The sequence below is a fragment of the Streptomyces sp. NPDC001970 genome (assembly GCF_053594115.1).
Genome location: NZ_JBSFDW010000005.1, coordinates 138300 through 161515 on the forward strand (window position 1 = coordinate 138300; position 23216 = coordinate 161515).

Sequence of the window (23216 nt, forward strand, 5' to 3'; positions counted from 1 at the left end):
GGCGGTTCGCCTGCTCCCGGACGCCGAGGTGCGCCGTGCGGCGGTAGGTGAAGCCACGGATGGGACGCCCGGGTTGTCGGCATCCGCCAGACCCTCGGACGCCTGAACGTCACCCGGTGAACAACTGCGTCGCCTTCCGCACGAGCTCATACAGTCCGTACGTCAGCGGCACCCCCACCCACAGCCAGGCGAAGGCGATCAGCCCGCGCCGGTCAGGCGGACTCTGAGGGCTGTCGTTCGACATCGGCGGTTTCCTCCCTCGGGGTTGGGCGATGGTGGCGGGCGTTGACGGGACGGACGAGTTCGTTGGCGACGAAGCCGACGACGAGCAGCCCGATCATGATGACGAACGACAGGCCGTACAGGGACGAGCCGTGCTTGCCGGCCTCCTCCTGCCGGTCGGCGATCCAGTTCACGATCAGCGGCCCGAGGACGCCGGCCGTGGACCAGGCGGTGAGCAGCCGGCCGTGGATCGCACCGACCTGGTAGGTCCCGAAGAGGTCTTTCAGATACGCGGGGATCGTCGCGAAGCCCCCGCCGTAGAAGGAGAGGATCACCAGCGCACACAGGATGAACAGGGGTTTCGACGAGTCCCCGAACAGCGCGATGAGCGCGTACATCAGGGCGCCGACGCCCAGGTACACGCGGTAGATGTTCTTGCGGCCGATCAGGTCGGACGTGGACGACCAGCCGATCCGGCCCGCCATGTTGGCCGCCGACAGCAGGGCGACGAAGCCGGCGGCCGCCGTCACCGAGATCGGGGTCGAGGTGTCCGCGAAGAAGTCCGTGATCATCGGGACGGCCTTCTCCAGGATGCCGATGCCGGCGGACACGTTCATGCAGAGCACGATCCACAGACACCAGAACTGCGGGGTCCGCACGGCGTCGCGAGCGGAGACCTGCACGCCTTCGAAGGCGCTCTGTGTGTTCGCGACGGGCTTCTCGCTGCGCGGCACCCGCACCAGCAGCACGCCCAGCGACATGAACACGGCGTACGACAGCCCGTGCACGAGGAACGCGAGCGCGATCCCGGAGTTGTCGGATCCGAACGACTCCAGCATCTGCGCCGACCAGGGCGAGGCGATCAGCGCACCGCCGCCGAAGCCCATGATGGCGATACCGGTGGCCATGCCGGGCCGGTCCGGAAACCACTTGATCAGCGTCGATACGGGCGAGATGTAGCCGATGCCGAGGCCGATCCCACCGACGCCGCCGTAGCCGAGGACGATCAACCAGTACTGCTCCGTGGCGGCGCCCAGCGCGGAGATCAGGAAGCCGGACGAGAAGCAGACCAGGGCCACGGTCATCGCCCAGCGCGGCCCGTTGCGCTCCACGAGCGTGCCGCCGAACGCGGCCGACAGACCGAGCATGACGATGCCGAGCTGGAAGGGCAGCGCGCTCTGCGTGCCGCTGAGGCCGAGCGCCGATTCGAGCGGCGGTTTGAACACGCTCCACGCGTAGGCCTGGCCGATGGCGAGGTGGACCGAGAGCGCGGCGGGCGGGACCAGCCAGCGGCTCCATCCCGGGGGAGCGACAGGAGGGCTCATGATCCTGAACGCTAGGAAGGAAACGAGGGAGTTGAGAAGACGGCGCGTCGACTGTATGCGGTGAGCGGTATCCCTGACGCGACGAACGGTCGGACATGGCGGCCTGCTTGAGGCGGACACCGCGCCTCGAGCGGCGGCTCAGCAGGATGAAGTCGCGCCCGCCGGGGCCCGACGCCGTCCTGCGCGCGGCCTCGGCCAGGTCGGCTCCGCGCAACAAGCGGGCGCAGCCGCGATGCTGAGCCTCCCGGCGATGCGGATCAGCCCGCAGCGTTTCCTGCCGGAGACGGAAGTCCCGTGACTCGACCTGCCCTTGCCTCAGGACGGGCCGGCCCGGTCATCAACAACCTCTTGACCGCCCGCGACCAGATGGAGCCCGGAGAACCCGAGCACCGCGCCGGGACTCCGTCATGCCCAAAGCACCGAAGCCACCCGCCCACCCGAACCGCTGACGATCAGCGACGCCTCATCGGCCCAAGCGGAACGGCGAGGTTGACCCGCGGAGTCGATCATGTATCAGACCTTGCGGGTGACGCCGGACGCTGTGCCGATGACGAGTCCCGGTTGCGCCGGGCACCTCCCCCGCTGTCGCACCGTTTGACCGTACCGAGCCGCGTGAGCGCGTCACGTCGTGGGCCCGGCTGCGTACGGGCCGGCTTGCGTACGGGGGCGGGGGCGGGCTGCCTCCGGCTCCTCTCCGTGCCCGCCCCCCGGCACAGGCACCGGTATCGCTTCGATCACCATCACAGCGAGGTCGTCGTCGATCGGACTGGTGTCGAAGTCGTGCGCGGCCCGCCGCACCCGCTCCGCCACGGCCTTCGCGCCCATTCCGACGCACCCCCGCAACACCTCGGCCAGCCCGTCGGCATCGTCCAGCTGACGGTTTCCCCGGCGGCGTTCGGTCACGCCGTCGGTCACGCACAGCAGCGTCTCGCCCGGGGCGAGGTGGAAGGAGTTGGCGTGGAACTCCGCGCTCTCGGAGACCCCCAGCAACAACTGCGGGTCCGCGGCAGGCGCCACATCGCCGACGGCCGACAGCAGCAGTGGCAGCGGGTGCCCGGCGCTGGCGATCGTGCAGCGCGCGCCGCCCTCCACCAAGTCGGGTTCCAGTTCCCCGTAGAGCAGACTCAGGAAGCGCGGCCCCGCCTGCTCGCCGCCGAGTGCGACGGCCTCCACGCTCTCCTCCGCCAGTGCGATGTTCAACCTGCCGAGAAGTGATTCGACGCCGTGTCCCTCGCGGGCCAGCAGGCGCACCAGGTGCCGGGCGAGGCCGGTGACGGACATCGCCTCCACATCGTGGCCCATGACATCGCCGAGCAGGAAGCACCAGCGACGGTCTTGGAGGTCTCCCATCGGGAAGAGGTCGTAGAAGTCGCCGCCGACCGTCTGGCCCTCGCCCAGCGGCTCGTAGACGATCGCCGTGTCGAAGCCCGGGATTTCGGCGAGGCATTCGGGCAGCTGCCGGCGCTGGAGCGCCCGGCTGATGGTGGCCTGCTTGGTGTAGTGGCGGGCCGTGGCGACGGCGTGGGCCACGCGCCGCGCCACGTCCTCCGCGAGCCGTGCGAGGCCGTCGGTCATCTGCGACACCCCCTTACGCCCCAGCAACACCGCGCCGTGGCAGCAGCCGCTCGCGACGAGGGGGAAGAGCAGCGCAGAGCCGCCCGCGCCGACGCCGTCCGCGTTCTGCGGCCAGGGCCAGGGAATGCCGGTCGGGCGGAGCCGGGCGGGCGGCGGGTCGTTCTCGAGCGCCAGGCGCAGTCCGCCGATGCACCGCTCGTCCGTGTGCCAGACGCGGGAAAGCCGCATGGCGCCGGACTCGGTGGTCAACCACACGCCGCACCAGTCGGCGAGCCTGGGTACCAGGAGCTGTCCCGCGATCGCGGCGACCATGTCCTCGTCCAACTGCCCGGCGAGGAGTTCGCCGGCCTCGGCGAGGAACGTGGGCCCGCCGCGCTCGACCCATTCGGCGGTGCGGCCTCGACGGGGGCGGGGCTGGGAGGGAGGGAGAATTTCAGCGGCCCGCGGCGGCTGGAGCGCGTCCTCGGCGGTGCTGTCCGTGGAGGCGTTGACAGAGCCGTCGGGCGCCGGCGTGCTGCGAGCGGTCTCCAGCCGGAACCACACGGACTTCTCGCTGTGCCGGTAGATCACCCCCCACGATTCGGCCAGTGCACGTACGAGCTGGAAGCCACAGCCGCGGCCCTCGCGCCATGCGTCCCTCCCGCCACGCACCGCGCGGGAGGGATTGTGGTCCACCACCTCGACGACGACGTCCGAGGCCCCGGGCGCATCCGCCGCGGACGGGACGAGGGGGCCGGGTCCGGACCCGAGACAGCACGCGACCTCGACGTCGGTGCCGGCGTACATGATCGCGTTGGTGACCAGTTCGCTGACGAGAAGCACGGCGTCGTCTACGAGCCGGTCGGTGATCACCGGCGGCCGCGGCGCAGAGGGTGCATCGGAGAGCGTCGGCGAGCCCCATTCGGCGAGTGCGGCGCGCACGAATTTTCGAGCAGCGGAAGCTGCGAGCTCGTTCGCTGGGAGCCTCATCCGCGAAACGGACTCTCGTGGGTAGAGGGAGGACGGCCCCACGTGCGGCCCCTGGATCACTTCGACATTGAGAACACCCAATGTAACCTAATAAAGAGATCAAGATGCCCATATGTTCTGATTTCTGAGAATGGGGTGCCCATGGCGATCGACCCGGCCGCACCCGATTCCGTTTTCCCCGCCACCTCGTCCGGGGAATTCGACGAGTCACCTGAACGCACAGGTCAACCGACCTCCGCCCCGGATGGGCAGTGGTTGCGCCCGGCCGAATTGCGCCCATTGCTCGCAGCCATGAATTCTCTGCGCGACGGCGATTTCACCGTACGTGTGGAGGGATCGCACGAGGGCCTGCTCGCCGAGATGGCGGGAGCTTTCAACCAGATCGTCGCACGGAACGCGCATCTGGCCTCGGAGCTTCAGCGGGTGCGCCGCGAGGTGGTTCGGCAGGGCCGGCTGGACGAGCGGATCGCGGCGAGCCCCGGACAGGGCGCCTGGACCACCAGCGTGGACGCCACCAATTCACTGCTCGAAGCGCTGGTCACGCCGGTTGCGAACGCCACGCGCGTGCTGGACGCGGTCGCGGACGGCGATCTGACACAGCGGGTCGAGCTGCACCACGAGACCCGCCAGCTCCGCGGCGACCTGCGGCGCCTGGGGCGGGGCGTGAACCGGATGGTGGACCAGCTGTCGCTGTTCACCGGCGAGGTGACCCGGGTCGCCCGCGAGGTCGGCACCGAGGGCCGACTGGGCGGGCGCGCCAAGGTCCAGGGCCTGTCGGGCGACTGGCGCTCCGTGACGGAGGCCGTCAACACGATGGCCTCGCGGCTGACGGCGCAGGTCCGCGACATCGCGGTCGTGACCACCGCGGTGGCGCGCGGCGATCTGACCCAGCAGGTGACGGTCGAGGCGACCGGCGAGCTGCTGGAGCTGAAGCTCACCGTCAACACGATGGTCGACCAGCTGCGGGCGTTCGCCGACGAGGTGACCCGGGTGTCCCGCGAGGTCGGCACGGAGGGGCAGCTGGGCGGCCGAGCCCAGGTACCGGGCGTCTCCGGGGTGTGGAAGGACCTCACGGACAACGTCAACTTCATGGCCTCGAACCTGACCTCCCAGGTACGCAACATCGCCCAGGTGACCACGGCGGTCGCCAACGGCGATCTGAGCCAGAAGATCACGGTGGACGCACGCGGCGAGATCCTGGAACTCAAGAGCACCGTGAACACGATGGTCGACCAGTTGTCCGCGTTCGCCGACGAAGTCACCCGCGTCGCCCGCGAGGTCGGCACCGAAGGCCGACTCGGCGGCCGCGCCCAGGTCCGCGGCGTCTCCGGCGTCTGGAAGGACCTCACCGACAACGTCAACTTCATGGCCGACAACCTCACCTCCCAGGTACGCAACATCGCCCAGGTCGCCACCGCCGTCGCCCAGGGCGACCTCGGCAAGACGATCACCGTGGAGGCGAAGGGCGAGATCCTGGAGCTGAAGTCGACGATCAACACGATGGTCGACCAGTTGTCCGCGTTCGCCGACGAAGTCACCCGCGTCGCCCGCGAGGTCGGCACCGAGGGGAACCTGGGCGGTCAGGCGCAGGTCCGCGGCGTCTCGGGCGTCTGGAAGGAGCTGACGGACAACGTCAACTTCATGGCGTTGAATCTGACCTCCCAGGTACGCAACATCGCCCAGGTGACCACGGCCGTCGCCGACGGCGACCTGTCGAAGAAGATCACGGTCGACGCACGCGGCGAGATCCTGGAACTCAAGGACACCATCAACACGATGGTCGACCAGCTGCGGGCGTTCGCCGACGAAGTCACCCGCGTCGCCCGCGAGGTCGGCACCGAGGGCCGACTCGGCGGCCGCGCCCAGGTCCGCGGCGTGTCCGGCGTCTGGAAGGACCTCACCGACAACGTCAACTTCATGGCCGACAACCTCACCTCCCAGGTACGCAACATCGCCCAGGTCGCCACCGCCGTCGCCCAGGGCGACCTGTCGAAGAAGATCGACGTTGACGCGCGCGGCGAGATCCTGGAGCTGAAGACGACCATCAACACGATGGTGGACACGCTCTCCTCGTTCGCCTCCGAGGTCACCCGTGTCGCCCGCGAGGTCGGCAGCGAAGGGCAGCTGGGCGGCCAGGCCCGCGTCGAGGGTGTCTACGGGACGTGGAAGCGGCTGACCACGAACGTCAACGAGCTGGCCCTCAACCTGACCACCCAGGTGCGCGCCATCGCCGAGGTGGCCAGCGCGGTCACCCAGGGCGACATGTCCCGCTCCATCGCGGTCGAGGCGCAGGGCGAGGTCGCCGAGCTGAAGAACAACGTCAACCTCATGGTGGCCAACCTCCGCGAGACCACCCGCGCCAAGGACTGGCTCGAGTCCAACCTCACCCGTATGGCCGCCCTGATGCAGGGCCACCGCGACCTGGTGGAGGTCGCCGACCTGATCCTGCGCGAGCTGACACCGCTGGTGAACGCGCAGTTCGGCGCGTTCTTCCTGTCCGAGGCCGGTGCACTGCCCGGCGCGGGCCTGGAATTCATCGCCGGGTACGGCACCGACCAGGCCGGCAGCCGCGGACCGCTCCCCGGAACCGGCACCCCGGGCCGCGGCCTGATCGCCCAAGCCGCGCAGGAGAAGCAGCGCATCATCATCACGGACGCCCCGCCGGACTACATCACCATCAACTCCGGGCTCGGCTCGGCGCTCCCGCACAGCGTCGTCATCCTGCCGATCCTCTTCGAGGACCAGATACTCGGAGTGATCGAGCTGGCCTCGCTCAGCAGGTTCAGCGACGTACACCTGGCCTTCATCGACCAGTTCGCCAACACCATCGGTGTTTCTATCAACACCATCATCGCCAACTCCCGCACGGAGTCGCTGCTGTCGGAGTCACAGCGGCTCACCGCCGAGCTGCGGATGCGCTCCGATGAGCTGCAGCGCTCCAATGCCGAGCTGGAGGAGAAGGCGGCGCTGCTCGCGACCGCCTCGCAGTACAAGTCGGAGTTCCTCGCGAACATGTCGCACGAGCTGCGCACTCCGCTCAACTCGCTGCTGATCCTGGCGCGGCTCCTCGCCGACAACCCCGATAGTCATCTGTCCGAGCAGGAAGTGCAGTTCGCCGCCACCATCCACCGCGCGGGCTCCGACCTGCTCCAGCTGATCAGCGACATCCTCGACCTGTCGAAGATCGAGGCGGGCCGGATGGACGTGCACCCGAAGCGGCTGCCGCTGAACAAGCTGCTCGACTACGTGCACGCCACGTTCCACCCGCTGACCGTGGACCGCGGGCTGAGCTTCGAGATCGCGGTGGCCGACGACGTGCCACGGGAGTTGTTCTCCGACGAACAGCGGCTCCAGCAGATCCTGCGCAATCTGCTGTCCAACGCGGTGAAGTTCACCACCTCCGGTGGCGTGAAGCTGCATGTCGATCGGGTGTCCGGGGAGCGCTTCGATGAGGAGACGCTGAAGAGGGCGGAGGCCGTCGTCGCCTTCTCGGTCAAGGACACCGGGATCGGCATTCCGCCTGAGAAGCTGCCGGTGGTCTTCGAAGCGTTCCAGCAGTCCGACGGCACCACCAGCCGCAAGTACGGCGGTACGGGTCTCGGCCTGTCCATCAGCCGGGAGATCGCCGGGATGCTCGGCGGCCGGATCGTCGCCGAGAGCGAGCTGGGCGTGGGCTCCCGGTTCACCCTCTACATTCCGGCGCGCTACCCCGGCGCCGCCGCCACGCCGGAAGCGGCGGCACTGCGGGTCACGGGCCCCCCTGCCACGGCCTCCGAGCTCGAACCTGCCCCGGCTCCCGCGTCTGCCGCGGTTCCTCCCCCGCCCGCGCTCCCCCTGCGGCCGGAGCCGGTGCGGGACGCCACCGACTACGCGCCGAACACCGCGACCGGCAGTCCGGACAGCCTGGTCGGCTGGGGAACCGTGGCGCCCGCGGAGGTCCGAGAGGACGCCTGGCCGGAGACGACACGGCTCAAGGAGTGGCTGAGCGGACGCCCCGGCCGGGTGCTGGCCGGTCGTCTCCTCCTCATCGTCGACGACGACATCCGTAATGTCTTCGCGCTCACGCATGTGCTGGGCCGCGTCGGTATCACGGTGAAGTACGCGGAGAACGGCCGCGAGGGCCTCGAGGTTCTGCAGCGGTTCCCCGATGTGTCGCTGGTTCTGATGGACATCATGATGCCCGAGATGGATGGTTACGAGACGATACGAGCCATCCGGGGCACCCCCCGCCTCGCCCATCTGCCGATCATCGCGCTGACCGCCAAGGCCATGCCGGGAGACCGCGCCAAGGCGATCGACAGCGGCGCCTCCGACTACGTACCCAAGCCCGTGGACGTGGACCACCTGCTGTCGGTCATCTGCGACCTGCTCGACCCGCAGGGCGCGTCCTCGGCGCCGAAGCCGATTCCGGAGCGGGAACCTGAGCGGGTGCAGGTGCAGGATCCCCATCCGGAGACCGCCGAGGCACAGGCCACGATCGCCGAAGCCGAAGCCGAAGCCGAAGCCGACGGCGACGGCGACGGCGACGGCGACGGCGACGGCGACGGCGACGGCGACGGCGACGGCGATGGCGATGGCGATGGCGATGGCGACGGCGACGGCGAGAACCGCCCGAGGCAGAGGCCATGACCACCACCGCCCCTGACAAGTGCAGCATCCTCCTCGTCGACGACATGGAGGAGAACCTCATCGCGCTGGAGGCCGTGCTCGGCCCCCTGCACCAGCAGCTGGTACGTGCCTCCTCCGGGGAGGACGCGCTGAAGGCGATGCTGCGGCAGGACTTCGCCGTCGTACTGCTGGACGTCCTGATGCCCGGCATGGACGGCTTCGAGACCGCCGCCAACATCAAGCGCCTTGACCAGACCAAGGACGTGCCCATCATCCTGCTGACCGGGACCGACGCCGACACGGACTACGCCTACCGGGGGTACGCGATCGGCGCCGCCGACTTCCTCACCAAGCCGTTCGACCCCTGGGTGCTGCGCACCAAAGTAAGCGTCTTCCTCGACCTGGACCGCAAGAACCGCCAACTGGCGATGCAGGCCGAGCAGTTGCGGCGGCTTCTGGTGACCGACCGCACGCCCGTGGAGGCGGCGGGACCGAAGGAACGGCTGGCGGAGATCGCCGAAGAGCTCGCCCAGATCGAGCTGCAGCTGCGCAACACGGAGGGCACCGAGGCGGCCGGGCTCGCCGAGCGCACGGCCGAGCTGCGACGTGCGGTGAACGGCCTGCGGGTGCGGCACGCGGCCTAGTTCCGTCTCGGGAGGTTGTGGACGGGTGAGGCAAGTGCGGACTGAGGGGGGCTTGAACAGGTGAGGGGAGCATCAGGACATGTGGCTGCTCCCGCCCCGGTGCCGGCCGGTCCTCGCCCGCTCAGTAGGCCACGGCCACCGACTCCTCCGCGCTCTGCGGCACGTCCTGCCCGTGCCCCCGCTTCGTGAACTGGGTGTGGTACAGCTCCGAGTATCTCCCGTCGAGAGCGAGCAGTTCGTCGTGGGTTCCGCGCTCGGCGATCCGGCCGGCCTCGACGACGAGGATCTGGTCGGCGGCGCGGATCGTGGACAGCCGGTGGGCGATCACGACGGCGGTGCGGCCCTCCAGCGCCTCGGCGAGCGCTTCCTGCACGGCGGCCTCGGAGGTGTTGTCCAGGTGCGCGGTGGCCTCGTCGAGGATGACCACGCGCTGCCGGGCCAGCAGCAGGCGGGCGATGGTCATCCGCTGGCGCTCGCCTCCGGAGAGCCGGTATCCGCGCTCGCCGACGACGGTGTCGAGCCCGTCCGGCAGGTCCCGCACGAGGTCGTCGAGGCGGGCCCGCCCCAGGACGTCCCACAGCTCGTCCTCCGTCGCGTCCGGACGGGCGAGGAGCATGTTGGCGCGGACGGTGTCGTGGAAGAGATGCCCGTCCTGGGTGACCATGCCGAATGTGGCTCGCAGGGATTCGGCCGTCACGTCGCGTACGTCGACGCCGCCGATGCGGACGGCACCCTCATCGGCGTCGTACAGCCGGGGCAGCAGCTGGGCGATGGTCGACTTGCCGGCGCCGGACGAGCCGACGAGGGCGACGGTCTGGCCGGGTTCGGCACGGAACGAGATGCCGTGCAGGACCTCGGCGCCGCCGCGCGTGTCGAGTGCGGCGACCTCTTCGAGGGAGGCGAGGGAGACCTTGTCGGCGGACGGGTAGCCGAAGCGGACGTCGTCGAACTCGACGGAGACGGGTCCGTTCGGCACGGGCAGGGCGTCGGCGTTCTCCTCGATCAGTGGCTTCAGATCCAGGACCTCGAAGACCCGCTCGAAGGAGACGAGGGCGCTCATGACTTCGACTCGGGCGCCGGCGAGCGAGGTCAGCGGCGCGTACAGACGGGTGAGGAGCAGGGCGAGGGCGACGACAGCGCCCGGTTCGAGGGAGCCGCGCAGGGCGAACCAGCCGCCGAGGCCGTACACCAGGGCGAGGGCCAGCGCGGAGACCAGCGTGAGCGCGGTGATGAAGGCCGACTGCACCATCGCCGTCCGTACACCGATGTCGCGCACCCGGCGGGCCCGGGCCTCGAACTCCGCCGACTCCTCGTCGGGCCGCCCGAACAGCTTCACGAGCGTGGCGCCCGGCGCCGAGAAGCGCTCGGTCATCCGCGTCCCCATCGCGGCGTTGAGATCGGCGGCCTCGCGCTGGAGCCTCGCCATACGGGTGCCCATGCGGCGCGCCGGCACGACGAACACCGGCAGCAGGACGAGGGCGAGCAGGGTGATCTGCCAGGACAGGGCCAGCATCACGGCGAGTGTGAGCAGCAGCGTCACGACATTGCCGACAATTCCGGAGAGCGTGTTGCTGAAGGCGCGCTGTGCGCCGATGACGTCGTTGTTGAGGCGGCTGACGAGGGCGCCGGTGCGGGTGCGGGTGAAGAACGCGACCGGCATGCGCTGGACGTGGTCGAAGACGGCGGTCCTCAGGTCCAGGATCAGCCCCTCCCCCAGTGACGCCGACAGCCAGCGGTTCAGCAGGCCGAGTGCGGCCTCACCGAGCGCGATCAGGGCGATCAGCAGCGCGAGCCGGACGACCACGCCCGGGTCGGACCCGTGCACGATCGCGTCGACGACGCGTCCGGCGAGGATCGGCGTCGCCACGGCGAGCACCGCGCCCACGATGCCGAGCAGCACGAACTGGACGATGCGACGACGGTGAGGTCGGGCGAAGGCACCGATGCGGCGCAGGGTGGCCCGGGCGAGGGGGCGACTGTCCCGCTGTGCGTTCATGACGCTGTGCAACTGCATCCAGGCTGTGGTCTCCATGCTCATGAGAGAACCGTAGAACCTCAAGCGTTGTTCAGGTCAAGGGCAGGGAGACAAGGGCAGGGAAATCCGGTGGCGGCGCCGGAGAGGCGGGCCGGGCGCCTTTCCAATTCCGCCCGGCAGTCGCCGGGCGGCGGGTACATCAGCAGGTCACGGTCACCGAGGACGAGCAGGACCGGGACGGTGACCTGGCAACTGAGCTCCTCCGCCCACGCCGGCCACCCGGCCGCCCGCGCCCCCGGCGCCGAGCGCCGCGGCGAGCCCACCACGGCACGCAAGGGCGACGGCGTCAGCAAGCCCCGGTACTCGGTCCAGGGCTCACCCGGCCCGAGCCGACCGCTGCGCAGCCCACATCGGCCCTGCGGCAATAGACATCAGCACCGCGCCCATGCCGGCGCCGATGAAATGCAGCCCCGACTCTGCGAACACGCCGAAGAGCACCTGGAGACCGAGGAACGCGGCCACCAGCAGTTGCCCATCACCCCACAGGCGGGGTCGCTGGACATGCCTGCGCTACCACTTGGGCAGCCAACCCGTCGTGATCGCGGCGACCACCACAAGCACCCCCAAAAGCACGAACGCCACCACGATGTACCCGTTCATGTCCCCACCTCAAGAGCTGGTGCTGCTGGTGAATTGGGCGTTCGGACGGCCCGCCGCCACGACCGCCGGCGAAGGCCATGCACGACAACAACCCCCTGCTGGACGGTACTCGGTGGCCGATCCCAGTCCGCCTTCTTGATGTCATGTCTACGCAGCGGCAGTTGCGCCGGCTGATCACGCCCGGCAAGATTTCTCATGATTTGCCACTGAACGCCCCTGCGTAGGGCTCGACCATCGGCTCCATGAACACCACCACGCACACGCATCAGGTCCCGCCGGGACGCTTCTTCGACATCGACGGACGGGGCCTGTTCCTCCACCGCTCGGGAGCCGGCGGCCCGGCCGTCGTCTTCCTGCCCGCCGCCGGCGCGATCGGCCTGGACTACCTCAACATCCACGCCCGGGTCGGCCGATTCACCAGGGCGGTGCTCCACGACCGCGGCGGCACGGAATGGAGCGAGCCGGCCGACCTGCCACGCAGCCTCGGCATGATTGCGCCAGATGTGCGAACCAGTTCAACCGATGGAACGATATACGCGCGCCACGCTCGAACTGACGGGTCGTCCGGGCGCTTCCTCGAACCGGTCGAACCGGTCGAACCGGTCGAACCGGTCGATGATCCACGTCTGTCTCGGGGCATGGGCGGGTGCCTCTGGGCCTGCGGGCTGTTTCCTTGCATACGCTGATCGGGCCGTCTCCATGATGGCCGTATCGTTCGCCGTAGTCAGGAGCACACATGGCCACCCCCGTCCAGGCCCGTACGAGCCGCCTGCGCGCGTGGATGCTGGAGGGCCTGTCCGACATGGCCAGGCACCAGAAGGGGGCACCTGGCGAGCCGAAGCCCGCGCACAAGGGGCAGCGGTGGTGGCGGGTCATGTGCCTGACCGGCGTCGACTACTTCTCCACCCTGGGCTATCAGCCCGGCATCGCCGCGCTCGCGGCGGGACTGCTGTCGCCGGTGGCCACCATCGTGCTGGTGATCGTCACGCTGGCCGGCGCGCTGCCTGTGTACCGGCGGGTGGCCGAGGAGAGCCCGCACGGTCAGGGGTCCATCGCCATGCTGGAGCGACTGCTGTCGTTCTGGAAGGGCAAGCTGTTCGTCCTGACCCTGCTCGGCTTCGCCGCCACCGACTTCCTCATCACGATCACGCTGTCGGCGGCGGACTCCTCCATCCACCTGGTGGAGAACCCGCACGTGCCCGGCTTCCTGCACGGACAGCAGATGCTCGTCACCCTGCTGCTGATCGCGCTGCTCGGGGCGGTCTTCCTCAAGGGCTTCCTGGAGGCGATCGGCGTCGCCGTCGCCCTCGTCGGGGCATATCTGGCCCTGAACGCGGTCGTCGTGACCGTCGGCCTGTGGCACGTCGCCACCGAGGCGCACGTCGTCACCGACTGGTCCACGGCCCTGACCACCGAGCACGGAAACGCTCTGGCCATGATCGGTGTGGCGCTGATCGTCTTCCCCAAGCTGGCGCTGGGCCTGTCCGGGTTCGAGACCGGCGTGGCGGTCATGCCACATGTCGAGGGCGCTCCGGGCGACATCGAGGAGAAGCCCGCCGGGCGCATCCGCGGCACCAAGAAGCTGCTCACCACCGCCGCGCTGATCATGAGCGTGTTCCTGATCTCGACCAGCTTCATCACCACGCTGCTCATCCCGGCGAAGGAGTTCGAGCCGGGCGGCGAAGCCAATGGACGCGCCCTCGCCTACCTCGCGCACCAGTACCTCGGAGACGCCTTCGGCACCGTCTACGACGTCGCCACCATCGCCATCCTCTGGTTCGCCGGTGCCTCCGCCATGGCCGGGCTGCTGAACCTCATGCCCCAGTACCTCCCCCGCTACGGCATGGCCCCCCACTGGGCGCGCGCCGTGCGCCCCATGGTGATCGTCTTCACCCTGGTCGCGTTCCTCGTCACCTGGATCTTCGACGCCGACGTCGACGCCCAGGGCGGCGCGTACGCCACCGGCGTGCTCGTCCTGATCTGCTCCGCGTCGATCGCGGTGACGATCGCCGCGAGCCGCGCCGGGCAGCGGGGCTGGACGATCGCCTTCGCCGTCATCTCGGCGGTCTTCCTCTACACCACCGCCCTCAACGTCGTCGAACGGCCCGACGGCGTGAAGATCGGTGCCTGCTTCATCGCCGGCATCATCATCCTGTCCCTGGCATCCCGGCTGGCCCGCGCCTTCGAGCTGCGCGTCACGGGCGTGACGCTGGACGACATGGCCGAGCGCTTCGTCCGCGACATCTCCCACCGCACGATCCGGTTCATCGCCAACGAACCCGACCAGCGCGACGTCGCCGAGTACCGCAACAAGATCCACCAGATCCGGGCCGACAACGACATCCCGCCCGAGGACGACTTCGTCTTCGTCGAGGTCACCGTCGGCGACCCCTCGGAGTTCGAGGCCGGCCTGCACGTACGCGGCGAGGTGCTGCACGGCCGCTACCGCGTCCTGACCCTGGAGAGCTCCTCCGTCCCCAACGCCCTGGCCGCACTGCTCCTCCACGTACGCGACGCCTCCGGCCAACGCCCCCACATGTACTTCGAATGGACCGAGGGCACCCCGTTCGCCAACTTCCTCCGCTTCTTCCTCTTCGGCCAGGGCGAGGTCGCCCCCGTCACCCGCGAGGTCCTGCGCGTCGCCGAACCCAACCGGGCGAACCGGCCCCGCGTCCACGTCGGCTGACACACCGGCCCGTGGGTGACCGGCGAGGAGACAGCCGTGGACCGGGGAGGGTGTTCGGCCTGCGTGCCGACGGCACGCGGACCGAGGGCGAGATCTCGGGACAGCCGGGATCCTCGCCAGCGTCCCTACGCTCCACGTCCGGTTCAGCTTCCTGCGGGGCGGCGAACCCTCCATCCCGAGGCAGGAGCCCCAGAACCTGCTCGACGAGGACGATCGATGGCCACTCCTCCAGCGCTGTCTGACTGACGATGCCCTGCCCACGGACGTCCGGGCGGCCGCGCGATCACCCTGCTGTTCGGCCCGTCCACCGAACGGCGCTCGCCCGCTCTCGCGGCTGGTCTCCCCGGCCCGATCGTCGCCGACGTGACCGGGATGCACCGCCACACGGCGCTCCGCTGGGTCGCCTCCGCCAGACGCGACTGGGCCCAGTACCTCGCGGCCCGGGCCGAGGACCTGAGCAACCACCCGGGGGTGGCGGCTGCCGGTGACGGCCACGATTCGTGCAGCGGCTGAGTTGATCGATAAGGTGCCAGGTCACGACCGCACCCCGTTCGATCCACGGGCCGGTCAGGGCTCTGCCGCAGTTGGTGGCACCTCCACGGCTGCCGTGCCGATCTCTGCCTGCCCGGGCCCTGGGATACGGGGGCGATCCTCACGGCGGGGCAGTCGGGCCCCGGCCGACGGGTCAGGAGGAACGAGTGGCACAGATCATCGCCGAAGTCTCACGGACGTTCAACGAGTTTCTGCTCTTGCCGAACCGGACTCGGACCGACTGCTCGGCTGCGACGGTTGACTTGCGCACGCCCCTGGTGCGGCACATCGCGGGCGAGGCGTCGGCGATCGAGCTGCAGTCCCCGTTCACGTCCGCGATCATGCAGGCCGTCAGCACACCCGATCTCGCGATCGCGCTCGCGCGCAACGGTGGTTTCAGCTTCCTGCACCACAACCAGCCGATCCAGGACCAGGCTGCAGCGGTCCGCCAGGTGAAGAATTTCAAGGCCGGGTTCGTCACCAGCGACACCAACGTCCGCCCCGACGACAGCCTGAGCCTCCTGGTCGATGTCATGCGCCGCACCGGTCACAGCACCGCCGCGGTCACCCACGACGGGACCGCCACCGGCCGCCTGCTCGGCCTGGTGACCTCCCGGGACTTCCACCCCCAGCGTCATGATCTGGACGGACCGGTCCGTGGCCGGATGACCGCTGTCGCCGACCTGGCCCATGCCGGGCCCGACATCACGCTTTCCGAAGCCAACGCGCGGCTGTGGGACGAACGGCTGGACTGCCTCCCGGTGCTGGATACCGAGGGCCACCTGCAGCATCTGGTGTTCCGTTCCGACTACGCGGACAACAAGCGCTTCCCGAACCAGGTCGTGGACGCTGCCAAGCGTCTGCGTGTGGGCGCAGGTATCAACACCCACGACTATCAGGAGCGCGTCCCGGCCCTGCTGGAGGCAGGCGTGGACGCGTTGTGCTTCGACTCGTCCGACGGCTACAGCGACTGGCAGGCGCAGGCTCTGTCCTGGGTGAAGAAGCACTATCCGGAGATCCCGGTCGGCGGCGGCAACGTGGTCGACGGCGAGGCGTTCACCTTTCTCGCCGAGGCGGGAGCGGACTTCGTCAAGGTCGGGGTGGGCGGCGGCTCCATCTGCATCACGCGGGACCAGAAGGGCATCGGCCGCGGCCAGGCCAGCGCTGTGCTGGACGTCGCGGCGGCCCGGGACCCCTTCCGCGAACGCACCGGCGAGTACGTACCGATCTGCTCCGATGGTGGACTGGTACACGACTACCACGTGGCCCTGGCGCTGGCGATGGGGGCCGACTTCGTCATGATGGGGCGTTACTTCGCACGCTTCGACCAGGCAGCCGGCGCGAAGCTGCCCACCCGCGACGGCTTCGTGAAGGAGTACTGGGGTGAGGGCTCGAACCGGGCCCGCAACTGGCAGCGCTACGGCCAGGGAGGCCAGGGGCTGGTCTTCGAGGAAGGCGTGGACGGCTACGTCCCCTACGCCGGCGACCTCAACGAAGGGCTCGCCCTGACCATTGCCAAGCTCAAGACCACGATGGTCTCCTGCGGCTCCACTACCCTGCCGGAGTTCCAGTCCACGGCCAGGCTGACCCTCGTTTCAGACCAGAGCTTCCAGGAGAGCCACGCCAACGTCACCCTGCGGGACACCCCGGCGACGGTCTCCTGACAAGCTGCTGAGTCCCGACGTGAGGACTACTGGTCGGAGGGGAATAGTGCATGGTCGGAATACCCCCCTCCCGCCAGTAGTCCGGGTCGTCGTCAAGGGCTCCGTGGTCGAGTACTTCGGCAACCCAGCAGTGAAGTCGACCAAGCGCCCGGGCGACGCTGCTGATCTTCCGGTCAAGCACTGGTGGATCATCGAGCCGGTTGCCAAAGCGATCGACATCGCCTCGCAGCTGTCCCTCCACGAGGAGCTGGTCTTCGGGTCGGTCAACGAGCGTGACCCCGAGGCAGCGTTCGAGAGCCAGCGGGCCGTCGAGAACTTCACCAAGCACGTGAACCGTCACCGAGACCACACGGGCCTCGCGGAGATCCCCAAGTGCCACGTGACCCACACATGTTCCGTCGAACGATGGCCATACTGACCAAAGACTTCCCTGGCTCTGAGATCGCCGTCGAAATGCAGCTCAAGCATGTCGCCACCCGGACCTTGGCCAACCGATCTACCCAGGGCTACCTGGAGAAGGAATCGTCCTGGGCCCAGGAACACGACGACGCTGTCAGCGAGCGTCGCTTCGAACGACTCAAGGAACCCTTCGACCGCGACAGTCAAGGCGAGAACGCCGGATTCGGGCCCGGTGCCGAACGCATGCGCGAGGCATTCCGCGCCGTGAGACACCGAGCCGAAGAGCTCCGTATCACCGGACAGGCTCAAAGGGGCGACATCCGGGTCCAATACGACCTGCTCAGACGCTCGAAATCCACGACCCGGTTCGGCAAGCTCAACCACTGCACCATGGACGACGACACCCGGTCGGCGCCAAGTGCGTCGAGGACGCCATCCTCCCCGAGGGCCACCGAGGTCCGCTGCCGGACCGCTGCCGCCCCTCACGCAGCGGCAACAGCTTCTTCGCCCCAACTCACATCCCGCTCTGGAAAGCCGAGCACGCGTCCCTGACCCGGCTCCTGTCCAACCCGAGACTCCCCCGGAACCCCCGAGCACAGCTCAACGAACAGCTCCGCGACGTCGAGCTCGGGCTCAAGAAGATGGACTGATCACGACCAGCACACCGCAGCCCGGGGTCTCGGCGAAGGCCCAACAAGCCCTGCGAGAGGCCATGGCCCGGCTCTTCGCAGGCACTCATGCATGCACCGACGGCAAGCTCACCAAGAACAATCTCTGGCGCGAGGCCAGTGTCAGCAGGGCCACCATGAACCGAGCCACCGACGTGCTCGCCGAGTGGAACGCCAAGATCAATGCGAGTCCCGCCAACCTCCGCGACCAGAAACAGGCGGCGGAGGTGACGCTCCTCCGCCGCCAGCTCAAGGAGGGCCGAGAGGAACGTCGGTGCCTTCAAGGCCAGGTCGACGCCTCCGCCACCGCCATCGCGGTCCTCCTGGCCGAGAACGCAGCCCTTCGAGAGCAGGCCGCACGACGCTCAGCCGTCGTCGTTCCCCTCGCCAGATCCCAAGCCGTCTTCGAATGACGGCCCCGGACCTGTTGGCTGTGTCACCTTGTGCGGAAATCGTTTCGTGGCGGCTTCGGGAGTCACGTGAAGGCCGTATCCGTGATCAATGTGAACGAGTTTCGACGTCACCTGGAGGGCGGCTGCTGGTCTCGCGGGCGGCCGTCTCGTGGGCTTCAGAACGGGCGACCGCCGGCGGCGCGTCCTGCACGGCCCAGAGTCTGCGGAAGTCGCGATCCCGCCACAGACCTGGCCGAACAGATCGACTGGAATCGGATACAGCAGAGGAAGTGGACAGCACGAAGATCCCTTGGATTGCCGACGACGAGGCCCATCACCCGGCGCACACCAGGTGCGCCTGCGATTCAGGCAGGGGAAGGCTCGCTGTGCCGCAACATCAAGGGCAGCACGCGATGACAGGCCGATCACGGCCTACAACGCCAACGCGCGCTCGGACGACCGACCATGTCTTAGCTCCTCGTGGGTCACTCGCTGCACATGAACACTAGCCCCCGGCGGCTCAGCGCGAAAGGCGATCGAGGCCCGGGGCAGACGGCCAGGCACCAGTTCCGGCCTGCCGCCGCATCTCCGGCCCGGTTGCGCCTGATGAGGGGTTGGGTCGGCTGTCGTGATCGGCCGTGGGTCGGGGTCATGAGACGCCGTACGGCGCGCCGCTCGTCACGCGGGGGTTTCGGACCCTGCGGGCCTCTGTATGAGTCGGCCTGGTGCAGAGCCGAGGTGGAGCGCAGCCGGCCGCGGACGGCCGGTCTTCGCATGCCTGTGTGGGAGCGTCCGCGGATCAGCCCGTGACGATTCCGGTGACGAGGTTGATCGTGGTGGCCAGGATGCTGACGCCGAAGACATAGGACAGCAGGCAGTGCCGGAGGGCGACCGCACGGATCGTGGAACTCGAGACGTCGGTGTCGGAGACCTGATAGGTCATTCCGAGGTTGTAACTGAAGTAGAGGAAGTCGCTGTACTGCGGCGCTTCGTCGGTGTTGAAGTCGATCCCGCCCTTGGGCGGCAGGTAGAAGATGTGTGCGTAGCGGGTGGCGTACATCAGGTGGAGAGCCGCCCAGGCCATGAACACGCCGCAGAGCGCCGTCGCGGCCGCGGCGTGGCTCAGGTCCGTGTCGCTGACCATGAGCAGCACCACGATGCCGAGCAGTCCGCACACGGCGGTCCCGACGACGACGAGTTCCTCGAGGAGGGGCCGGAACTCCTCGCGTCGGACGTTGCGATGGGTGGTGGCGGCGTCCATGGGCCACAGGACGATCCACCCCGCCACGACGAAGATCGTCTCCGCCGTGGCGAAACCGGCGAGGATTCCCAGTGGTGTGCTGGTCAGAACACCGACGACCGCGCCGGTCACCGCTCCGAGCACCGCCGCACCGGCGAGTCGGGGGACCGCGGAAATCACCGACCAGTGCTTCATGGGGCTCATGGGGGACCGCCTCGATGGCCCGGCGAAGGGTGTCAGGCTTCCAGGACGACCACGGCCTCGTCCGTGTACGTCAGGAGCGTCAGTGCGTCGTGGAGCACAACTCGATACCGCTCGCGTCGTGCCGCGTGCAGCCGAGTGCACGTCCTGGCCGAGAAGCAGTTCGATGCCGCCACCACGGGTGGACAAAGCAAATAAAGAGGACAGCGTCAGGATATCCGCACGTGACACAGAGTGCAGCCCAGCAGCACGACGACCCACCCCTGCGGAGGATCTGGTGGTGGTCGAGACTCGAATGACGCTCGTGGATCAACGGGCATAATCTGCCCAAAAGTGCCGTTTGGTCACCTCATGCCCGCATGGTGGAAGGCTTGAGAGTCTTGAGCGCCAGCAGTGGCGAGCAGGAGCGCCTGGAGCCCAGGGCCGGGCCCGACCCCGAGGGCGATCCGGAGTTCCACCCCGTGCCCGTACTGCCGCTGGTGGAGGTCGTGCCTTCCCTGCACACAGCGGCGGAGACGGTGGCCGCTGCCGAGGACTTCGCCACCAGGGTCCTGCGGAAGACCGTGATCCGCTCGACGGACCGGGCGGGCTTCGTCGTCAACGCCCTGCTCATCCCCTACCCCCTCGCGGCGGTCCGCATGGCCGAGTCCGGCTTCGCCACCGCGGCCGACCCGACGCCGGCATGGAACAGGGCTGCGCCCACCCCTTGGGCCCCCTGAAACTGGCCGACCTGATCGGCCTGGACACCGTCACCTCGATCGCCGATTCGCTGTACGACGAGTTCAAGGAACCGCTGTACGCGCCCCCGCCGCTGCTCCAGCGGATGGTGGAGGCGGGGCTGCTGGGCCGCAGGACGGGCCGCGGGTTCCACAGGTACGACCGCGACTGAGGACCTGGTGCGCCGCGGGCCGGGAGGGCCCCGGGCGCCCCGGGCCGAGGGAGCCGGTCGGGCCGCCGGTTGAGGGGCCGGTGTCCGACCTGGGACAGGTCATGGACTGTGTCGTGCAGAAAAGGCGCACGAACGATACCCGAATCTCCCGGACGAACCGGTGGTGCGCGGCTGAGCCAATCACTCTCCTCACCGGGTTGGCCAGGAGTTGGATGGCTGCTCGGAGTGAAGGCGAGGGTCAGTGCCGAGAACTGCTGCAAATTTGTGAAGACGCGGGATTTCGTGCCGGTGGCTGCCGCCGAACCGGTGTGTACGACAGGAGGCCGACCTCCGTCGTAGGCTGAATCTCGCACGTGATGGACAGGAGGCTGAGGTGGCCGAGTCGACGCTGACCGAGACGACGGTGGCCGAGGTGATGGCCGAGCTGGCCGAGCTCGAGGACCCGAAGACACGCGAGGTGAACGAGAAACACGGTGACGATCACGGTGTGAACCTCGGCAAGCTGCGCGCGCTCGCGAAGCGGCTGAAGACGCAGCAGGAACTCGCGTGCCGGCTCTGGGAGACGGATGACACCGCGGCGAGACTGCTGGCGATCCTGATCTGCCGCCCGAAGGCGTTCGAGCGTGACGAGTTGGACGTCATGGTGCGCGCGGCGCGCACGCCCAAGGTGCACGACTGGCTCGTGAACTACGTGGTGAAGAAGAACCCGCACTCCGAAGAGCTGCGTCTGGCCTGGTCCGCCGATCCGGATCCAGAGGTCGCGAGTGCCGGCTGGGCGCTGACCACCGAACGCGTGGCGAAGAAGCCCGAGGGCCTCGACCTCGCAGGACTGCTCGATGTCATCGAGGCGGAGATGAAGGACGCCCCGGATCGCCTGCAGTGGGCGATGAACCACTGCCTGGCTCAGATCGGGATCGAGCACGCCGAGCACCGCACCCGTGCAATCGACATCGGTGAGCGCCTGGAGGTGCTCAAGGACTACCCGACTTCCCCGGGCTGCACGTCTCCGTTCGCGCCCATCTGGATCACCGAGATGGTGCGCCGACAGCGCGACAAGTAGGAAGGTTCGTACTCCTCCATGGCGAGGACGCGACCGACCGGGTGCCCGAGCTGCGCGCCATCGCCAAGTGGCCGGCCGGGTGGGCGGATCGGGAGTTCGGCTGGAACCATAACCTCATCGCGCTGGGCGACTTCACCATCGACCGCGCAGGGGACCCGCTTTTCGAGGCGTTCACCTCCACCGGCCTCGTCCCCGCGCCTCAGCCGGCCGGACTGCCCCGCACCATCTTCGACGACCCCGGTGCGGAGCACTTCTACGACCAGATCGCCTGGTCACCAAGGGCCAGGAACACCGCCCGGTTCTCACCCTGGAGACCGGTGCCGGTGGCCAGGTCAACTTCGTGCCCCAGCTCCAGGACGGGCAGTCCCTGACAGAGCTGTCATGGCGCATCTCGGACCACTTCCCTGTGTGGGTCGAATTCGCCATCCCGGCAAGGTGAGCGAAGGGACGGCGCGGCAGATCAATGCCGAGTCACCGGTGGGCGACGCTCTCGCACACGATCTCGCGCGAGAGCGTCGCCCACTGAATTCATTCGCGTTGCGCCGCAGGGCACAAGCGCCTTAGCGTTGCGCTCCTCATAGGCAGGGAGGACGTGCCCTGTCTGCGGCCACAAGTCACCAGATCGGAGATGCGGAACGAGATGACTGCTCACCTCCTCGCGCTCTGCTTCCATGCGAACGACCCGCTCCTTCTCGCGCGCTTCTGGGCCGGCGTCCTGGACTGGGAGTTGGCCGACGACCGCCAAGACGGCATCGCCCTCCTGCCGAGCGATGACACCGGGTTCCGGATCCGGTTTCTCCCTACCCAGGCGCAGAAGGCCGGCCCGAACCGGATGCACTTCGATCTGACGAGCACGTCCCTCGAGGGCCAGCAGCAGACGGTGGCGACGTCGCTCGGACTCGGCGCCCGGCACATCGACATCGGTCAACGCCCGGAAGAGGGGCATGTGGTGCTCGCCGACCCCGAGGGCAATGAGTTCTGCATCATCGAGCCGGGCAACAACTTCCTTGCCGACTGCGGATTCATCGGAGCGCTCGCGTGCGACGGTTCGCAGGAGGTCGGGTACTTCTGGAGCGAGGCGCTGGGCTGGCCGTTGGTCTGGGACCAGGACCAGGAGACCGCGATCCGCTCGCCGCATGGCGGTCCGAAGATCACGTGGGGCGGTCCGCCACTGATGCCGAAGACAGGGAAGAACCGCCTGCATTTCGACCTCGCTCCACCTGTCGACGGTGATCAGCAAGCGGAGGTCGACCGTCTCGTCTCGCTGGGGGCGACTCGAATCGACATCGGCCAGGACGAGGTCAGCTGGGTGGTGTTGGCCGATCCCGATGGCAACGAGTTCCGTGTCCTGACTTCCCGATAGCACGCCCAGGTCCGGGTGGCCGCGGCGACCCTGCGCGTTGCGATCATCGGCTGGCAGCGACCAACATGATGCCGGACCGAGAAGCCACCGGGCGTGCATCCCCGCCACGGTCATTCGGCTCGCCCTCGCTCCTGAAACCATCAGG

18 protein-coding genes and 1 pseudogene are annotated in these 23216 nt (G+C 68.6%); 13 read left to right on the forward strand and 6 right to left on the reverse strand.

The window, feature by feature from the left end; translation table 11 throughout:
• Positions 1–109: 109 nt before the first annotated feature.
• The 3 genes from ACWCP0_RS08830 to ACWCP0_RS08840 form a co-directional block, all read right to left on the reverse strand.
• Complete coding sequence (locus ACWCP0_RS08830) at positions 110–244, reverse strand: MFS transporter small subunit (protein WP_451078156.1); 135 nt, start codon at positions 242–244, stop codon at positions 110–112.
• A complete protein-coding gene (locus ACWCP0_RS08835) occupies positions 213–1547 on the reverse strand; it encodes an OFA family MFS transporter (RefSeq protein ID WP_451078157.1) in 1335 nt (444 codons plus the stop codon). Before ACWCP0_RS08835 ends, ACWCP0_RS08830 begins: the two co-directional genes overlap by 32 nt.
• 621 nt (positions 1548–2168) lie before the next feature.
• Positions 2169–4091 (reverse strand): SpoIIE family protein phosphatase, encoded by a 1923-nt coding sequence (locus tag ACWCP0_RS08840; protein WP_451078158.1) that lies wholly within the window; start codon positions 4089–4091, stop codon positions 2169–2171.
• A gap of 291 nt (positions 4092–4382) precedes the next feature.
• Between ACWCP0_RS08840 and ACWCP0_RS08845 the strand changes: the two genes are divergently transcribed.
• Together ACWCP0_RS08845 and ACWCP0_RS08850 are read left to right on the forward strand one after the other, a co-directional pair.
• On the forward strand, positions 4383–8720 hold the full coding sequence (locus ACWCP0_RS08845; RefSeq protein WP_451078159.1) for a HAMP domain-containing protein: 4338 nt from the start codon (positions 4383–4385) through the stop codon (positions 8718–8720).
• A complete protein-coding gene (locus ACWCP0_RS08850; RefSeq protein WP_451078160.1) occupies positions 8717–9343 on the forward strand; it encodes a response regulator in 627 nt (208 codons plus the stop codon). Before ACWCP0_RS08845 ends, ACWCP0_RS08850 begins: the two co-directional genes overlap by 4 nt.
• A 121-nt stretch (positions 9344–9464) precedes the next feature.
• Here ACWCP0_RS08850 and ACWCP0_RS08855 read toward each other — a convergent pair whose 3' ends face one another.
• A complete protein-coding gene (locus ACWCP0_RS08855; RefSeq protein ID WP_451078294.1) occupies positions 9465–11375 on the reverse strand; it encodes an ABC transporter ATP-binding protein in 1911 nt (636 codons plus the stop codon).
• Between the two features lie 318 nt (positions 11376–11693).
• Complete coding sequence (locus ACWCP0_RS08860; protein ID WP_451078161.1) at positions 11694–11840, reverse strand: hypothetical protein; 147 nt, start codon at positions 11838–11840, stop codon at positions 11694–11696.
• Positions 11841–12220: 380 nt separating this feature from the next.
• Between ACWCP0_RS08860 and ACWCP0_RS08865 the strand changes: the two genes are divergently transcribed.
• The 7 genes from ACWCP0_RS08865 (at position 12221) to ACWCP0_RS08895 (ending at position 18339) form a co-directional block, all read left to right on the forward strand.
• Positions 12221–12664, forward strand: a complete 444-nt coding sequence (locus ACWCP0_RS08865; RefSeq protein WP_451078162.1) for an alpha/beta fold hydrolase — start codon at positions 12221–12223, stop codon at positions 12662–12664.
• A 50-nt stretch (positions 12665–12714) separates the two neighbouring features.
• Positions 12715–14664 (forward strand): amino acid transporter, encoded by a 1950-nt coding sequence (locus ACWCP0_RS08870; protein ID WP_451078163.1) that lies wholly within the window; start codon positions 12715–12717, stop codon positions 14662–14664.
• Between the two features lie 363 nt (positions 14665–15027).
• Complete coding sequence (locus ACWCP0_RS08875) at positions 15028–15177, forward strand: hypothetical protein (protein WP_451078164.1); 150 nt, start codon at positions 15028–15030, stop codon at positions 15175–15177.
• 185 nt (positions 15178–15362) lie between these two features.
• Positions 15363–16859, forward strand: coding sequence for an IMP dehydrogenase (locus tag ACWCP0_RS08880; protein WP_451078165.1), 1497 nt, complete (start codon positions 15363–15365; stop codon positions 16857–16859).
• Positions 16860–16905: 46 nt separating this feature from the next.
• Complete coding sequence (locus tag ACWCP0_RS08885; RefSeq protein ID WP_451078166.1) at positions 16906–17277, forward strand: hypothetical protein; 372 nt, start codon at positions 16906–16908, stop codon at positions 17275–17277.
• Positions 17265–17810, forward strand: a complete 546-nt coding sequence (locus tag ACWCP0_RS08890; protein WP_451078167.1) for a hypothetical protein — start codon at positions 17265–17267, stop codon at positions 17808–17810. Before ACWCP0_RS08885 ends, ACWCP0_RS08890 begins: the two co-directional genes overlap by 13 nt.
• Before the next feature lie 160 nt (positions 17811–17970).
• Positions 17971–18339 carry a hypothetical protein gene (locus ACWCP0_RS08895; protein WP_451078168.1) on the forward strand — a complete coding sequence of 123 codons (369 nt, stop codon included), beginning with the start codon at positions 17971–17973 and terminating at the stop codon, positions 18337–18339.
• A 778-nt stretch (positions 18340–19117) separates the two neighbouring features.
• On the opposite strand, the gene ACWCP0_RS08900 is transcribed toward ACWCP0_RS08895, so the two are convergent.
• Positions 19118–19753 carry a DUF1345 domain-containing protein gene (locus ACWCP0_RS08900; protein WP_451078295.1) on the reverse strand — a complete coding sequence of 212 codons (636 nt, stop codon included), beginning with the start codon at positions 19751–19753 and terminating at the stop codon, positions 19118–19120.
• Between the two features lie 458 nt (positions 19754–20211).
• On the opposite strand from ACWCP0_RS08900, the pseudogene ACWCP0_RS08905 reads away from it, so the two are divergent.
• The 4 genes and pseudogenes from ACWCP0_RS08905 to ACWCP0_RS08920 all read left to right on the forward strand — a co-directional run.
• Positions 20212–20648, forward strand: a pseudogene (locus ACWCP0_RS08905) (3-hydroxyacyl-CoA dehydrogenase family protein); the annotation flags it as partial.
• Between the two features lie 415 nt (positions 20649–21063).
• Positions 21064–21708 carry a DNA alkylation repair protein gene (locus ACWCP0_RS08910; protein ID WP_451078296.1) on the forward strand — a complete coding sequence of 215 codons (645 nt, stop codon included), beginning with the start codon at positions 21064–21066 and terminating at the stop codon, positions 21706–21708.
• Between the two features lie 41 nt (positions 21709–21749).
• Entirely contained in the window at positions 21750–22079 is a 330-nt protein-coding gene (locus ACWCP0_RS08915) for a hypothetical protein (protein ID WP_451078169.1), read from the forward strand.
• 269 nt (positions 22080–22348) lie between these two features.
• Positions 22349–23071, forward strand: coding sequence for a VOC family protein (locus ACWCP0_RS08920; protein WP_451078170.1), 723 nt, complete (start codon positions 22349–22351; stop codon positions 23069–23071).
• The last annotated feature ends 145 nt before the right edge of the window (positions 23072–23216 follow it).

What these genes read in the sequence shown, in the direction of transcription:
- ACWCP0_RS08900 (WP_451078295.1), bottom strand. Translation starts at nt 19,753, where the DNA reads ATGAAGCACTGGTCGGTGATTTCCGCGGTCCCCCGACTCGCCGGTGCG.
- ACWCP0_RS08865 (WP_451078162.1), top strand. Translation starts at nt 12,221, where the DNA reads ATGAACACCACCACGCACACGCATCAGGTCCCGCCGGGACGCTTCTTC.
- ACWCP0_RS08835 (WP_451078157.1), bottom strand. Translation starts at nt 1,547, where the DNA reads ATGAGCCCTCCTGTCGCTCCCCCGGGATGGAGCCGCTGGCTGGTCCCG.
- ACWCP0_RS08890 (WP_451078167.1), top strand. Translation starts at nt 17,265, where the DNA reads ATGGCCATACTGACCAAAGACTTCCCTGGCTCTGAGATCGCCGTCGAA.
- ACWCP0_RS08895 (WP_451078168.1), top strand. Translation starts at nt 17,971, where the DNA reads ATGGCCCGGCTCTTCGCAGGCACTCATGCATGCACCGACGGCAAGCTC.
- ACWCP0_RS08870 (WP_451078163.1), top strand. Translation starts at nt 12,715, where the DNA reads ATGGCCACCCCCGTCCAGGCCCGTACGAGCCGCCTGCGCGCGTGGATG.
- ACWCP0_RS08910 (WP_451078296.1), top strand. Translation starts at nt 21,064, where the DNA reads ATGGCCGAGCTGGCCGAGCTCGAGGACCCGAAGACACGCGAGGTGAAC.
- ACWCP0_RS08845 (WP_451078159.1), top strand. Translation starts at nt 4,383, where the DNA reads ATGAATTCTCTGCGCGACGGCGATTTCACCGTACGTGTGGAGGGATCG.
- ACWCP0_RS08840 (WP_451078158.1), bottom strand. Translation starts at nt 4,091, where the DNA reads ATGAGGCTCCCAGCGAACGAGCTCGCAGCTTCCGCTGCTCGAAAATTC.
- ACWCP0_RS08830 (WP_451078156.1), bottom strand. Translation starts at nt 244, where the DNA reads ATGTCGAACGACAGCCCTCAGAGTCCGCCTGACCGGCGCGGGCTGATC.
- ACWCP0_RS08850 (WP_451078160.1), top strand. Translation starts at nt 8,717, where the DNA reads ATGACCACCACCGCCCCTGACAAGTGCAGCATCCTCCTCGTCGACGAC.
- ACWCP0_RS08855 (WP_451078294.1), bottom strand. Translation starts at nt 11,375, where the DNA reads ATGGAGACCACAGCCTGGATGCAGTTGCACAGCGTCATGAACGCACAG.
- ACWCP0_RS08920 (WP_451078170.1), top strand. Translation starts at nt 22,349, where the DNA reads ATGACTGCTCACCTCCTCGCGCTCTGCTTCCATGCGAACGACCCGCTC.